This is a genomic window from Acinetobacter nosocomialis (genome assembly GCF_041021905.1).
Classification (GTDB): Bacteria; Pseudomonadota; Gammaproteobacteria; order Pseudomonadales; family Moraxellaceae; genus Acinetobacter; species Acinetobacter nosocomialis.
Genome location: NZ_CP157432.1, coordinates 1,458,740 through 1,472,904, shown reverse-complemented (window position 1 = coordinate 1,472,904; position 14,165 = coordinate 1,458,740). Strand labels below are relative to the sequence as shown.

Annotated in this window: 13 protein-coding genes and 1 riboswitch; of the genes, 3 read left to right on the top strand and 10 right to left on the bottom strand. The window is 41.4% G+C overall.

Annotated elements, in window-relative coordinates:
• Nucleotides 1-39 precede the first annotated feature (39 nt).
• From ABLC00_RS06760 to ABLC00_RS06740, 5 genes are all read right to left on the bottom strand, one after another.
• Nucleotides 40-1,062 (bottom strand): ABC transporter substrate-binding protein, encoded by a 1,023-nt coding sequence (locus ABLC00_RS06760; RefSeq protein WP_033846876.1) that lies wholly within the window; start codon nucleotides 1,060-1,062, stop codon nucleotides 40-42.
• On the bottom strand, nucleotides 1,059-2,870 hold the full coding sequence (atzF, locus tag ABLC00_RS06755; protein WP_032009808.1) for an allophanate hydrolase: 1,812 nt from the start codon (nucleotides 2,868-2,870) through the stop codon (nucleotides 1,059-1,061). Before atzF ends, ABLC00_RS06760 begins: the two co-directional genes overlap by 4 nt.
• 12 nt (nucleotides 2,871-2,882) lie before the next feature.
• Nucleotides 2,883-3,317: a CopG family ribbon-helix-helix protein gene (locus tag ABLC00_RS06750; RefSeq protein WP_001125932.1), complete on the bottom strand. Its 435-nt coding sequence runs from the start codon at nucleotides 3,315-3,317 to the stop codon at nucleotides 2,883-2,885.
• A gap of 4 nt (nucleotides 3,318-3,321) precedes the next feature.
• Nucleotides 3,322-3,447: a hypothetical protein gene (locus ABLC00_RS06745; protein WP_001000625.1), complete on the bottom strand. Its 126-nt coding sequence runs from the start codon at nucleotides 3,445-3,447 to the stop codon at nucleotides 3,322-3,324.
• Nucleotides 3,448-3,640: 193 nt separating this feature from the next.
• Nucleotides 3,641-3,994 carry a helix-turn-helix domain-containing protein gene (locus ABLC00_RS06740; RefSeq protein WP_004709577.1) on the bottom strand — a complete coding sequence of 118 codons (354 nt, stop codon included), beginning with the start codon at nucleotides 3,992-3,994 and terminating at the stop codon, nucleotides 3,641-3,643.
• Between the two features lie 92 nt (nucleotides 3,995-4,086).
• Between ABLC00_RS06740 and ABLC00_RS06735 the strand changes: the two genes are divergently transcribed.
• Entirely contained in the window at nucleotides 4,087-4,623 is a 537-nt protein-coding gene (locus ABLC00_RS06735; protein ID WP_033846877.1) for an NAD(P)H-dependent oxidoreductase, read from the top strand.
• Between the two features lie 36 nt (nucleotides 4,624-4,659).
• On the opposite strand, the gene uca is transcribed toward ABLC00_RS06735, so the two are convergent.
• The 5 genes from uca to ABLC00_RS06710 all read right to left on the bottom strand — a co-directional run bounded on the left by uca (nucleotide 4,660) and on the right by ABLC00_RS06710 (nucleotide 12,459).
• Complete coding sequence (uca, locus tag ABLC00_RS06730) at nucleotides 4,660-8,265, bottom strand: urea carboxylase (protein ID WP_033846878.1); 3,606 nt, start codon at nucleotides 8,263-8,265, stop codon at nucleotides 4,660-4,662.
• A 2-nt stretch (nucleotides 8,266-8,267) separates the two neighbouring features.
• Nucleotides 8,268-8,921: an urea amidolyase associated protein UAAP2 gene (locus ABLC00_RS06725; RefSeq protein ID WP_004709583.1), complete on the bottom strand. Its 654-nt coding sequence runs from the start codon at nucleotides 8,919-8,921 to the stop codon at nucleotides 8,268-8,270.
• Between the two features lie 15 nt (nucleotides 8,922-8,936).
• Nucleotides 8,937-9,677 carry an urea amidolyase associated protein UAAP1 gene (locus ABLC00_RS06720; RefSeq protein WP_033846879.1) on the bottom strand — a complete coding sequence of 247 codons (741 nt, stop codon included), beginning with the start codon at nucleotides 9,675-9,677 and terminating at the stop codon, nucleotides 8,937-8,939.
• A gap of 28 nt (nucleotides 9,678-9,705) precedes the next feature.
• A riboswitch (guanidine-I (ykkC/yxkD leader) is annotated at nucleotides 9,706-9,801 on the bottom strand.
• Nucleotides 9,802-9,990: 189 nt separating this feature from the next.
• A complete protein-coding gene (locus tag ABLC00_RS06715) occupies nucleotides 9,991-11,154 on the bottom strand; it encodes a zinc-dependent alcohol dehydrogenase (RefSeq protein WP_004887832.1) in 1,164 nt (387 codons plus the stop codon).
• Nucleotides 11,155-11,385: 231 nt separating this feature from the next.
• Complete coding sequence (locus ABLC00_RS06710) at nucleotides 11,386-12,459, bottom strand: alpha/beta hydrolase (RefSeq protein WP_170318187.1); 1,074 nt, start codon at nucleotides 12,457-12,459, stop codon at nucleotides 11,386-11,388.
• A gap of 101 nt (nucleotides 12,460-12,560) precedes the next feature.
• Between ABLC00_RS06710 and ABLC00_RS06705 the strand changes: the two genes are divergently transcribed.
• Nucleotides 12,561-13,592: an AraC family transcriptional regulator gene (locus ABLC00_RS06705; RefSeq protein ID WP_033846880.1), complete on the top strand. Its 1,032-nt coding sequence runs from the start codon at nucleotides 12,561-12,563 to the stop codon at nucleotides 13,590-13,592.
• 127 nt (nucleotides 13,593-13,719) lie between these two features.
• Nucleotides 13,720-14,151, top strand: a complete 432-nt coding sequence (locus tag ABLC00_RS06700) for an SRPBCC family protein (protein ID WP_004887840.1) — start codon at nucleotides 13,720-13,722, stop codon at nucleotides 14,149-14,151.
• Nucleotides 14,152-14,165 lie beyond the last annotated feature (14 nt).

Here is a 14,165-nt window from a genome sequence, read left to right as displayed (position 1 = left end):
AAAGCCCAAGTTCAACTTGGGCTTTTTGATTTATGGGGTTTATTTAAGTTGCTCTATGAGTGTTGGATAAATCAGCCCATCTACATTTTGTTCAGTTTTATAAATACCGTTTTCGACATTAAATTTATTGACGTGATAAGTAGAGCCATAAATCGAGTCAAAACCTTGAGATTTAGCAAATACTTTTTTATTGGCATTGATATCTAATAGATGCGTACCACTTACCATCAACTCATATTGTTTTGGGTCAACCCCTGAACGATTTGCCATGATTTTAACCGCATCGGCATGGGTTGCAGGGTCATTAATATATTTAACGGTTTTATCCCACACCTGAATGATTTTTTTCCATTCGTCTTGATGAGCTGTTAAATGACTCATGTTGACTGTTAAGGTGTCGTAAATTAAACCCGGCTTGTCTTTAGAGGTATAGATAATTTTAGAGCCTGCCACTGCTTTTAATGCCTGACCTGCAACGGGTTGCCAAACAGCAATCGCGGAAATATCTGGGCTATTAAACACTTGAGGTAATTGGTTCGTCGCTGAATTTACCAGCTTCACCTCATTCGCTTTAATGTTATGGTCGGTTAAAGCTGTTGCTAATAAAAGATGGTCAACCAAGCCTTTTTCGACACCGATCGATTTTCCTTTTAAGTCTTGAATGGTATTAATGCCCTCTTTTGCAATAATGACATCATTGCCCGCGGAATAATCCGTTGCCATGATCATCATGCCTTGCGTACCACCCGAAGCTGTTACCAAGTTATCGCCATTGGTGACCAACACAGCGTCGAGCTGATTTGCCGAAAAAGCCGAAAGCGACGCGGAATAATCAAACCATTTAAACTCTACATTTAACCCTGCTTCTTTTAACCAGCCTTTTTCAATAGCCACTTGCCAAGCCACCCAGCCCGGCCAATCACTATAGCCGATGGTAATTGGTTTTGTATTTGCGGCTGCCTGAGCATCTTGTTTAGCCTCGGGCACTTTAGCCGTATTGTCACATCCACCCAATACAACTGCCGATAAAATAGATACGGATAACAACGCTTTTTTAATCATATAGAAACTTCCCCAACATTTTTACTAACGACACTTTGAGCGGTTTGATTGAGTGACTGTATGTAAGCTCGCCAACCTCCAAAATGGCTAATATCGGTTGCATCATGAATGGCATACGCTTCGCAAATAAAGCCTTTAACCCATGTACCATCTTTTAGTTTCAGATTCCCAATACCAAGTGGTGCGGGTACTTCAGCCACAATGGCTCCAAAATGTGCTAATGGAACATCCCACACTTCAACTTCAATAGATGTCCCTGCTTTATCGAATTGCAGTCCCGGTTTTGGTGGCGTGGTATTTTTTAGGGCAAAGAGTTTATAAGTCTCTGCGGTCTGGGTTTTCTTGAGCAAAGTAGCATTACGGCTAGTAAGCTGAAAATTAAGTGGCATGCCTGTTAAATGCGCTCCTACCACTGCAAGCTGTACTGAATGATTCGAGTAGATGTTTATACTTTTTTGATAATGTTGAGTTGATTTACCTAAACTCAGCGATGTTTCGGCTTGCCAAAGCTGCGCAAAATTGGCGAGTGCCTGATCGTGCCACGCAGGTGCAATAAAGGTTACCCCGCTTGGTAGGCCGTCTTCACGGAGTACATTTGGTAAAGCTAAAGCCGAAAGATCAGCAAAATTGACAAAGTTGGTATAGGCTCCCATGTGCGCATTTTTAGTCAATGGGTCGGCTTCAACTTCAGCAATGGTGTAAATGGTTGGCGCTGTCGGAACCATCAAGGCATCAAAAGGTTGTAAAGCCAAATTAATTTTTCGAGAAAGCACGGCGCGGTTATATTCGGCTTGAAGTGCATCTGTTGCCTTGAATTTATCTGCCTGCGCAATAATTTGAGCAATAACAGGATGAGCCTTTTCACGTGTTGTCATGCGTTCAACGGCGACTGTTCTTTCTGCCACCCATGCATCGTTATACAGTGCGGCAGCAAGCTCATTAAACGCACTGAAATCAATACTCTCAACTTCGTAACCCAGTTTTTTGACACGCTCGACTGCAACTAAAAAGGCCTTTTCAGATTCAAGATCACCATAAAACTCAAGCTGAGCTGGAATAGCAATTTTCTGTTTAGAAAATTGAGTCGGTACATTGGCTGGATGTGCTCGTGAATATTCATCTGTTTCATCGTAGCCCTGCATTAAATTGGCGACTGCCCAAGCATCATCAATATGCAGTGCAAAAATAGAAATGACGTCAATAGTCCGACAGGCTGGAATTAAACCTGTGGTAGAAAACCAGCCCTTTGTCGGCTTAAGACCCACAATATTGTTATGGCCCGCAGGAACACGACCTGATCCCGCCGTGTCTGTCCCCAAACTAAAAGGCACAATACCGTTGGCGACCACCACTGACGAACCCGAGCTTGAACCACCACTAATATATTCGGGGTTAAAACTATTTTTTACTGCACCGTATGGAGAGCGAACGCCAACTAGTCCCGTTGCAAACTGATCGAGGTTAGTTTTACCAATCACAATTGCCCCTGCTTTTTTCAGCTTGGCTACTACGGCAGCATCTTGTGTCGCTAAATATTGAACCTCTTTACAGGCAGCAGTGGTGTGAAAGTCAGCGACATCAATGTTGTCTTTAACTGCAAATGGCACACCGTATAGAGGTAAGTCAGCAATATTCTGGTCTTTTAAAATATCAATTTGCGATTGAATCTGCTCGTTCGATGCAATTTCAATCCATGCATGATCATCATTTTTAATTTCTGCCACATAGCTAATCAGATCCTTAAGATGGATTTGCCCGTTTTGATATGCTGTTTTCCAGTCTTGAATAGTCCATAAATTTTTCAACACGCTACTCCTCATTTAGTCATTCTGCTGTATAGGCGGCATGACGGCATCCATCAGTTCTAGATGTCCTTTGATTACCCCTTTCAGCACAATAAATTGCTGGCTAATTTGTCTAAGCTCAGAACTTGCGCCCTGCATTAACATGACTTGCAATATCTTTTGTTGGTCGAGCTGAATATGAAGTGAGCTAATCACCTGTGCTAAAAACTGTTGTTGTAAATCGACCAATTGATTGCGCAAGGTCATTTGGCTAGCGTCATAAAGCAGCGTCAACGTGCCCACCATGACTTCATTAGCCTGTGCTTGCTCTGCAATCAGGTGTTTATTAATCATGTCGACAATGGCTTGCGAGCGACTTTCATAGTTCTGCTCGACAATTTTTTGATCGAGTGCGTTAAGTGTCGTTTCAGGTACGGTAATACTGATTCGAGCCAGCTTTTGTTTCGGCACAGTCTTATCCTTTTGTTTTAGGCGGCTGATTGTTTTGCTTGATATATACGCCTGCACGTACGCTGAGCAATTCGACTAAAAAGGCTTTTAAAGTTGGCTTTGGTTGAACCACAGGTTTTACATCGTTCATATCGCACCTCTAGTTTGGTATTACCAAATTCAGTTTTTGTATTACTGGTAAGAGATGCAGAAAATGTGCCAGTTTTTAAGCGTCGTTTTGATGGGATTTATGGGTATTTATGAATGATTTTTGGGCAAAAAAAGCCCCATGCACAGGGATGGGGCTAAATATTTATATTTTTTTAAAAAGTTAATTTGTCATCTTATGACTGGTTAATCATTGTATGTGCCCATAGCGATAAAGACTCTAAAACAGGTTTAAAAGACTGGCCTAATTCAGTCATTTCATAGACCACTTTAATCGGTGCTTTTTCACCATAAACGGTTCGAGAGATTAAGCCACTTTGCTCTAATTGCTTGAGTTGAAGGCTTAAAGTCATTTCTGTGATAGTTGGCATTAATTGATTGATTTCATTAAAGCGTTTTGGCCCATCTTTTAGATAATACAAAATAACGCTTTTCCATTTTCCACCCACCAAATCCATAGCCATACTGATATGACATGGATAGGTTTTTCCATTCATGGTGATTTCACATTTATTTTCAGTATTTGCCATTTTTAATGCCACCTATCAACTTTGATAGTTATTGTACACCCATACTATAAAAATTATAGTGACTATTATTTTTATAGTTAAAAGGCATAATTATGGCTTTACTCATTTTGGCTCATCCCTACTACGCTCAATCAATTGCAAATAAAACGATTGTGAATGAACTCGTAAAAACCTATCCAGACCTTGAAGTGCGAGATATTTTCCAGCTTTATCCGGACTATAAAATTGACGTCAGCGCTGAACAAGAAGCCTTATTACGCCACGACACCATCATTCTGCAATATCCAATGTTCTGGTTTAATATGCCGGCAATTTTGAAGTTATGGTTTGATGAAGTTTTTACTTATCAGTTTGCTTATGGCTCTCAGGGCGACAAATTAAAAGATAAAAAAGTCATTATTAGTATGACGGTCGGGCAAAAAGAAGCAAACATGGTGAACGACCAAGAAAACTTAATCGATAGCTTTTTAAAAGCGGTTCAACATTCAATTCAATATACGCAAATGCAGTTAAGCGGCACATTTTTGCTTTATGACGTATCGCCTTTGTCAGGTAATCCAGAGTCGAAAATTAAATTAGAAGCTGTTGAACATGGTCATAAAGTATTAAAGCATTTGACCCAAGCATAATAAAAAAGAGCATCAATATCGATGCTCTCTTTTGATTTAAGCGACTGGCGCTAAGGTAAATAGCACTTGCCCCGTTTTTACGGTTTGTCCTTTTTCAATAGTAATGGTTTCGACCTTCATGCGTTCGGGTGCAATAATTGGAATTTCGATTTTCATCGCTTCAATTACTGCAAGGGTTGCACCTTCTTCAACAATATCTCCCGATGCACATTCAATTTTCCAGATTGAGCCTGGCATGTGCGATTCGACTGCACAGCCGCCTTCAGGGATCACTACGGTTTCGCCTTCATCTACAGCATCTAAGCTTTCAGAGATATATTCTTGTAAGCCCGCTTCGTGCCAACGGCGGCGCTCAGCCTCAAAGTTAGCTTGTTGCATATCTTTAAAGGCTTGAATGCTGTCTTGATGCGTCTTTAAAAACTCGTTGTATTCTTTTAAGTTAAGCACACCATCTTCAATGCGAAGTTGTAGTCGGCCTGCTTTAAAGTCTTCACGCATTTGCAGAAGTTCAGCCTCAGACACTTCATAAAACTTAACTTGGTCAAAAAAGCGCAGTAACCATGGTTTGCCTTCTTCGAAGTTGGCATTTTTACGGTAACGGCTCCACATTTGAGTGGTACGGCCAACGAACTGATAGCCGCCCGGTCCTTCCATACCGTATACACACATATACGCCCCGCCAATGCCCACGGCATTTTCAGGTGTCCAAGTTCGTGCAGGGTTATATTTTGTGGTGACTAAACGTTGGCGCGGGTCGAGTGGTGTCGCCACGGGAGCACCTAAATATACATCGCCTAAACCCATTACTAAATAGTTTGCGCTATAGACCACATCCTTAACCGCTTGCTTGGAAGCTAAACCATTAATACGACGAATAAACTCGACGTTATCTGGGCACCACGGCGCATCTGGACGAACAATTTGCGTATAGCGCTCGGTGGCAAGTTGAGTTTGTGAATCTTCCCAAGCTAAAGGCAAATAGACAGTCCTTGAAGGCACCTGCATATTTTGAATATCGGGTAATTCGGCTTCTGCCTGTTGAAGTTTCTGTAAAAGCTCAAGTTGATCGAGCTGGATTGAATCAAAATGAATTTGTAGTGAACGAATACCCGGTGTTAAGTCGATAATACCCTGAATGTTTTGATCTTTGACCCATTGCATCAGCGCATGAATACGGAAGCGTAAATTTAGATCGAGTACTAACTCGCCATATTCCACCAATAAATAGCTATTTCCTGCTGGTCGATAGGTCACGCTTGGTAAGTCAGCTTCACCTTCTAAAGTGGCTAAAACCGCATCTTTTAAAGTGTCGGGTTCTGCTTGAATGGTTGGATTAAAATCGATCTGAGTTGTATCGGTCGCGGTTAAGCTTTGATGATATTTTTGATCGAGTGCTTTTGCTTGCGCATAACTCACAGGTACAAATTTGACCTTATCGCCTGCTTTTAGCTGCCCGATTTTCCAAAGCTCGGAATGAATGACTACCGCAGGGCAAACAAAGCCACCTAAGCTCGGACCATCTGGACCTAAGATAATTGGCATATCACCTGTAAAATCAATTGCCCCAATTGCATAAGCGTTGTCGTGAATATTGGAAGGATGTAAGCCTGCTTCACCGCCGTCTTCACGTGCCCACTCAGGTTTTGGCCCTATTAAACGAATGCCTGTACGGCTTGAGTTATAGTGAATTTCGAACTCATTGGCAAAGAACGTATCAATATCTTGTTTGGTGAAAAAATCTGGTGCGCCATGTGGCCCATACATCACGGCAATTTCCCAGTTTTGGGTAAAGCTAGGAATTTGTGCTTGAGTCAGAGCTATGGTCGTTTGAGCGGAATATTCAGTAATTGGCAGCATATCGCCAATTAATAAATTACGACCTGCATGCCCACCAAACTGCCCCAAAGTAAAAGTCGCCTGTGACCCTAAATACTCAGGAACATCGAAACCACCTTTCACACCAATATAGCTACGGCAACCTGAACGGATAAGTCCGCATTTTAAAACTTGGCCTTTTTTCACATTGATGGTTTGCCACATCGGTACCAGTTCACCATCAAGTTTTGAAGGCATATCACCGCCCGTAATGACAATTTGGCTGTCGCAGTGAAACTTTAAAGTTGGCCCTTGCAAGGTACATTCAAGCCCTGCGGTATTTGGCTCATTGGCTAGAAGCTGGTTTGCCACAGTTAAACTGAGTGGATCGATGGCACCTGATGGCGGCACCCCAACATCCCAATAACCTAGTCGACCTGTTACGTCCTGAATGGCAGTTTGAATGCCAGCCTGCAACACCTCAATTTTTTGAGTTTTCCATTCAAACGTATTTAAAAATCGGGTGGTTTGAGTGCCTAAAGCAAACACATCGCAAGCAATAATATTTTGTAAATATTCTAAATTGGTTTCGATACCAGCGACTTGCGTGTTGGCAAGACTAATACCCATTGCCTGTATGGCTTGGTCTCGTGTTGCAGCCGTCACAATGATTTTGGCAATCATTGGGTCATAAAAAGACGACACCGTTGAACCTGTTTCAACCCATGTTTCGACTCGTGCTTGCGGGTCAAATTTAACATGCGTGAGTAAGCCTGCACTCGGCTGGAACTGTTTAATTGGATCTTCGGCATAAAGACGAACCTGAATGGAATGTCCTGTTGGCTCTAACTTTTCAGTCGGTGCTGACCAGTCACCGCTTGCCAAAGTAACCATCCACTCGACTAAATCGACACCAAATACTTGCTCGGTCACGCCGTGCTCGACTTGCAAACGCGTGTTGACCTCTAAGAAATAAAATTCTTGGGTTTCGGTGTCCATAACAAACTCAACCGTGCCTGCCGAGCGATAGTTCACCGATTGCATGAGTTGAATCGCAACTTTTTGCAAGTAGTCGCGTTGCTGTTCATTTAAATGTGGCGCGGGTGTTTCTTCAATCACCTTTTGATTACGGCGTTGTACCGAACAATCACGCTCACCCAACGCTAAAACTTGCCCTTGCCCATCACCAAAAATTTGTACTTCGATGTGGCGTGCATGCTGTACAAATTTTTCTAAATACAAACCTGCATCTTTAAAATTAACCTGTGCTAAATAAGACACGGTTTGATAGGCATCTTTTAATTCGGTTTCATTCCAGACCAGACGCATGCCAATACCACCGCCGCCCGCGGTACTTTTTAGCATGACTGGATAACCAATACGGGCTGCCTCAAACAAGGCTTCGGCCTCATTAGCAAGTAGTGAACTACCCGGAAGTAGAGGCACATTGCTTTTAATAGCCAGCTCACGTGCAGTATGTTTTAAACCAAAATCGAGCATTTGGCTTGAAGTTGGCCCAATAAAGGCAATTCCTTGGCTTTCGCATAAATCACAAAACTCGGCATTTTCAGACAAAAAACCATAACCGGGATGAATGGCTTCTGCTCCCGACTGTTTAGCAACCTCAAGGATTTTTTCAATATTTAAATAACTTTGATGTGCAGGTGCAGGGCCAATCAGAAAAGCTTCATCGGCCAAAGTCACATGTAACGAATCACGGTCAGCTTCCGAGTAAACAGCCACCGAAGCGATCCCGAGTTTTTTAAGAGTGCGAATTACGCGACAGGCAATTGCACCGCGGTTGGCAATCAGAACTTTTTTAAACATGCTTACACCCCTTCCGCTTCACGGACAACCAGTTGAATTTTGGTTGGGTTATAGGCGTTACATGGGTTATTGAGCTGCGGACAATTTGAAATTAAAACAATTAAATCCATTTCTGCCCGAACTTCTACATATTTACCCGGTCCTGAAATTCCATCATCAAATTTAAGCTGACCGTCTGGTGTCACAGGCACATTCATAAAAAAGTTAATGTTAGGGCCGATGTGACGGACATTTAAGCCATGCTTTTTTGCAATCGGGTGTTTTGCCAAGGCATACATAAAGTTGTTACGGCAACTATGCATTGGGTAGGTTTCATGGGCATAGCGAACCGTATTGCTTTCACATGAACAGGCACCGCCAATGGTGTCATGGCGCCCACAGTTATCATCATGAATAATGGCAATTGGACGGCCAAAGTTACTATAGAGCTTAGTACCCTTTTCTAAATAGATTTGTTGATTGATGGCCAAGGTATCCATTGCGCTATAACGCTCAGTCGGATTTTCGGCACTCATAAACAAAGTATCGACCGCTTGGTTTCCCTCAAGGTCAATAATTCGGAAATATTGACCCTTTTTAACCTCGCACATCCACGCTTCACCCGCAGGACAAACTTCATTTAAAACTGCTTTTTCAAATGATTGTAAAACTGTCATGATGCTTCTCCTGATTTAAATATTGCTAAGCGCGTAGTAGCGGGCAGTGTTTTGAAACGCGCGCTGATTTTGCGAACATGCATCACGACAAATATCGCTGTCTGTTAGTGAATTGGCTTTAAATAAACTGAGTTGAATATCAGCAGGTTGATAGTTTGGGCTGGTGTCTAAACCGTGCGGCGCAGCAGATAAAAATACTAAGCAGTCCATTTCAAAACGTAGTTCAATGCTTTGATTGGTGTTATCAGAACTGACATAAGACAAAGCACCGTTTTCATCTGGTGCAACTTTAGAAAATAGGTTAACCGCGGCACTCAGGTCTTGGCTGGCAAGCCCGTATTTACACATTTCAATGAGTAAGCTGTCTAAGCCGTTTTGGTACATATCATTGCGGGCATCTTGAAATGTACGTATCCCAAATTGCTTTTCAATTTGCTCAGGTCGGCTTGGGCCACAAAGCGCATCATTCCAACCATGATCATCATGAACAATAGAAGCCATCACACGGCCTAGGTCTGAATACAGCACGTTGGAAGCTTTTAAATAGGCGGTATGTTGTCCTTTTAAACTGTCTGGCATGTTAAAACGTTCAAGCACATCGGCAGCATTTACACAAAACAAAGAAACATTTGCCTGAGCGCCAAGCGATGTAAATCTAAGAATAGTTCCTTTTTGAATACGACCCGACCAGTGATGTCCGCCGGGTAAAAGTTCGGTCCAAATCGCCTGATTGTTATGATAACTTGTAGTGTTCATAGCTACTCCTGTCGGATAGTTTTAGACTTCCTCCCGGGCTTTTATCCCTCCGTGTAGTTCGCTAGGAACCGTGAACTCTCGGTCCAGTCATACGTAAAGTATCGGAACCCTAGATCACTTTTGATTGCTTAAGACTATGCAAAGGACATGCCAGCTTAGTATTACGATTTTGGTTAAAAGTAATACTAAACTTGGGCTGTTTAGGTGCGATTTAAGTTCAAAAATAAAAAGCTGCACTCAAAATTGTGCATTTCAAAATAGAAAAGCCCCTTTTAGTAAGAGGCTTTTAAAGTGAAACTGTAAACTGAAGGATTTAAGGAATCAAAATTACCTTACGACATTCCTGTTCTCTTTCATTAAAAATGCGATAACCCTCTGCGGCATCTTCTAATTTCATTCGGTGGGTAATAATCGTTTCAGGTGACAAGTCACCACGCTCAATAAATTCTAGTAAAAGCGGTAAATATTGATGCACATGAGTTTGGCCCATTTTAAAAGTCAGTCCTTTATCAAAAGCATCACCAAACAAGAAACCATGAATTGGACCTGCATATACACCTGGTACACTTACCACACCACCACGGCGAACCGCGGCTATACATTGACGAAGTGCTGCACCACTTGAACCTTCAAGCTTTAAATTGGTGAGCACTGTTTCAATGACACTGCCTTTTGCCTCGAAACCAATGGCATCAATCACCGCATCGACGCCACGGTAATTGTCGGTATTTTGAATAATAAATTCGGCCGCATCGACTTCATCAAAATTAACCGGAATAGCGCCGTAGGTTGCCGCCGCATAGTTCAATCGATATTCATTGTGATCGACCATAAATATTTTTTCTGCACCAAGCATCTTGGCACAAGCGGCGCTTAATAGTCCGACTGGCCCTGCACCATAAATTGCAACGGTTGAGCCACGAGTAACTTGAGCGTTGGTCACTGCCTGCCAAGCGGTAGGCAAAATATCGGTCAAGAAAAGCACTTTTTCATCTGACAATGACCCGGGCACTTTAAAAGGCCCCTTATTGGCTTTCGGGACACGAACATATTCTGCTTGGCCGCCCGGTACTCCGCCATATAAATGGCTATAACCAAATAAAGCTGCACCAGGTGGAATTTGCTTTTTATTAATAATTGCACCACGTCCTGTATTGGTGGTTTCACAGGCAGCGGTCAGGTCAAGTTGGCAAAAGAAACATTCACCACAAGCAATCACAAAAGGTACAATTACACGGTCGCCTTTTTTCACGTGAGTGACTGCGGGGCCTACTTCTTCCACAATACCCATAAATTCATGCCCAAAGATATCGCCATGTTCAGTCTTTGGGATTTTGCCTCGATATAAATGTAAATCAGAGCCACATATGGCTGTGGCGGTTACACGTAAAATAATGTCATCTGGTTCTTGAATAATAGGGTCTGCAACCGTTTCAACTCGAACGTCTTCGGCACCGTGGTAAGTAAGAGCGCGCATTTATTATTCCTCAATTTCCTATCATGTCATTTGATTATGAGGAGGCTTTCTTTACGGTTTGCAACGATTCTTACTTTTCACGTAAGGCTTATAGCTCAAATGCAAAGTGATCTATATTTAAGTAACAATAAAAGTAAAATATAGTTTCTTAACTTTTTCTTGGGCAGACGTGATTTGAGCTCCCTTTGCCCTCTATATTTAAAATTTAAAAAACGGGTAAGAACCTACCCGTTATTTCACTGTCGTTGTATAAAAACTATCTATTGCATCAACCATTTGAGATAACCCCGGTTGCTCTAATGGATAGTGGCCTGCATTTTCCAATATCACAGTTTTTACCGGCACTTTATGAATACGGCCAAGAAAAGGCGTACTTAAATCAAGTGGTGTCCAACGGTCTTTTTCAGGTTGGGTCAATAAGACAGGACATACGTCAAAGTCTTCAGGTGCAACCTCAGGTTTATAATGTATATATGAATCTAAAAAGGTTAGAGAAACCGAGTTACCTGCTGAAGTTTTATCTTTCATAAAGGCTTTTAAGGCATCTTTATTATTCACCAAAGTACTCATTTTACTTGCCCAACTCATCGGAACACGCATTGATGCTAACGGCGTTTTAGCAGTTAAATGTGTAATTGGCGTTCCTACCCGACTCATAAACAAATTGCTTGCTACAGTATCTTTCACTTTTTGATTGCTTGTATCAAGGAAGGTCATTCCCACTATAGCTTTAACCTTTTTATTTTTGGCAGCAACATGGTAAGTCAACATACCACCAGCACTTAGGCCATACAATACAACTGGACGATTATCTTTGGCCAATTCCACATCAATTAAATCGCTACCAGCTTGCACCCAATCGTTATAACTAATCGGCTTACCCTTTTTAACTTGAGTGACACCATAGCCGGGCATATCGACAGCAATTGTTTCATAACCTCGATCAGCCAAGGGTTTTCCTAAAATCATCGACATTTGTCGACCATTGGTCCCCACACCGTGAAATAAAATCACTTTAATTTTGGCATTGGGATTACGGTAAGTATCCAAATGGATGTTATGACCATTCCAAGACCACCACTCTTCTTTTGGTAACTGGTCTTTAGGAATATGAAATTCTTGAGGAAGGAATTGTTCAATTTGTTGCCAAGCTGCTTGATTTTGATAACCCATGACAGACTCTCCTGATTTTATTTCTTGAGCTGAAGATACACCTGTTACACAAACCATTAGGCCAATTACACCTAATTTACTCATTAATTGCCGCATCATATTTATCGGCTTTGCTGGTTGAACGGTATTCATTGTTTTACTACTCGTTGCTATCTGATGACTAAATATTAGGCTTTAGTCTTCTCATCAACCATGCTAGATTGGGACATGCATTTTAGTTTTTAGGCCAACTGATGTTAGAGTTTCAAGATTATTTACGAGCTCCATCTAGCGTACAGCTATTATTAGAACTAGGTGAACAATTAAAAATTCAAAGAACACATCTGTTAGCCAGTACTGGTTTAACCCTAACTCGTTTAAATGATACTAACAGTGTTGTTACACCCGATGAAGAACTGGGTGTCATCAATAATTTAATTAAAATTTTATCTGCGCACACCGCAGGTTTAGGTCTCATTACCGGTTTTAACCATCAACTGACAACTTATGGGATTTTGGGTTACGCATTAATGAGTAGTGCAACGGGTTTAGAAGCAATGCAACTTGTGCAACGTTATCTGGCCCTCACCTATACCTTTGTTAAAATAAATTTTCAGCAAAAAAATAATGAGTGCGTGATTTGCTTTACTGAACCTGTGGGCCTAACACAGGAGTTACAACGGTTTGTACTTGAACGTGCGATGGCTGCAACTCTTCGTGTTATTAGCGATATTTATGAAAGTTCATTTCAATTAGATGCATTTCATCTTAAATATGATGAACCTGAGTCTTGTTTGTTAAATATACCTAAAGAATATTTAGGCGCTCCAATTCAATTTAATCAAAAAGAAAACATTTTAAAATTTAATAGTTCGCAATTGCTCCACGCTCTACCCCATGCAAACCCGAATACCGCAGCCATGTGTGAAAGGCTGTGTATGGAACTTATTAGCCAACGCCATACCACCTTAACAACCACAATGATTGTCCGCGATTTTTTAATGAACGCTCCTTCTGGGACATTACTTAATATTAAAGAAATTTCAAATAAGTTAAATATGAGCGAACGGACGCTAAAAAGAAGGTTACAAGACGAGAATATCTCTTTTAGAGCACTTCAAAATGAAACCTTGCATCGACGCGCCGATTCCCTTTTAGCGCAAAATCTAAATTTAGGCCAAGTGGCAGAAATATTAGGCTTCTCAGATTTATCAACTTTTTCTCAAGCTTATAAACGCTGGACTGGCGTTGCTCCAAGTCATTATAAAAAGCAAATGATTAAATAAATTCTATTTAAAATGTTACTTTTATCCGGAGTTACTCCGACGAACTAGAATTCCACCCTAGTGAAAAGCGTGCTAATATCCAAATTCTGACAATTAATCATGTCAAATTTACTTTAGAGGGAACAAGATGTTAAAAACTCAAAAAATCAACATCGTACAAGAATTTGATGCACCCATAGATAAAGTCTTTGCGACCTTAAGTGAACACGAAAATTTAAGCAAAATTTTTGCCCCTGCTAAAGTTACTCGCATTAGTAATGGAAAGGATGCACGTAACGGTGTTGGCTCTGCTCGCAAGATGACTATTCCGTTTACACCTTCATTTGTTGAAACAAATTTAGTCTATAAAGAAAATGAACTGATCGAGTACGCGATCACAAGTGGCATTAGCCCAATTAAGGCACATCGTGGTGTGATGCAATTTACTGACTTGGGAAATAACCGAACTCGTTTGAATTACACTATCAGCTTTAAAGGCCGCGTTCCTTTTATTGGCCCGATTATTAAAGCGGCCTTACAAAATGGCGTGAGCCGTGGACTTAAAAAGCTTAAATTTTAAGAAGCCAATACCAT

What these genes read in the sequence shown, in the direction of transcription:
- ABLC00_RS06745 (WP_001000625.1), bottom strand. Translation starts at nt 3,447, where the DNA reads ATGAACGATGTAAAACCTGTGGTTCAACCAAAGCCAACTTTAAAAGCC.
- ABLC00_RS06700 (WP_004887840.1), top strand. Translation starts at nt 13,720, where the DNA reads ATGTTAAAAACTCAAAAAATCAACATCGTACAAGAATTTGATGCACCC.
- ABLC00_RS06705 (WP_033846880.1), top strand. Translation starts at nt 12,561, where the DNA reads ATGTTAGAGTTTCAAGATTATTTACGAGCTCCATCTAGCGTACAGCTA.
- ABLC00_RS06725 (WP_004709583.1), bottom strand. Translation starts at nt 8,921, where the DNA reads ATGACAGTTTTACAATCATTTGAAAAAGCAGTTTTAAATGAAGTTTGT.
- ABLC00_RS06740 (WP_004709577.1), bottom strand. Translation starts at nt 3,994, where the DNA reads ATGGCAAATACTGAAAATAAATGTGAAATCACCATGAATGGAAAAACC.
- uca (WP_033846878.1), bottom strand. Translation starts at nt 8,265, where the DNA reads ATGTTTAAAAAAGTTCTGATTGCCAACCGCGGTGCAATTGCCTGTCGC.
- ABLC00_RS06735 (WP_033846877.1), top strand. Translation starts at nt 4,087, where the DNA reads ATGGCTTTACTCATTTTGGCTCATCCCTACTACGCTCAATCAATTGCA.
- ABLC00_RS06720 (WP_033846879.1), bottom strand. Translation starts at nt 9,677, where the DNA reads ATGAACACTACAAGTTATCATAACAATCAGGCGATTTGGACCGAACTT.
- ABLC00_RS06715 (WP_004887832.1), bottom strand. Translation starts at nt 11,154, where the DNA reads ATGCGCGCTCTTACTTACCACGGTGCCGAAGACGTTCGAGTTGAAACG.
- ABLC00_RS06710 (WP_170318187.1), bottom strand. Translation starts at nt 12,459, where the DNA reads ATGAATACCGTTCAACCAGCAAAGCCGATAAATATGATGCGGCAATTA.
- ABLC00_RS06760 (WP_033846876.1), bottom strand. Translation starts at nt 1,062, where the DNA reads ATGATTAAAAAAGCGTTGTTATCCGTATCTATTTTATCGGCAGTTGTA.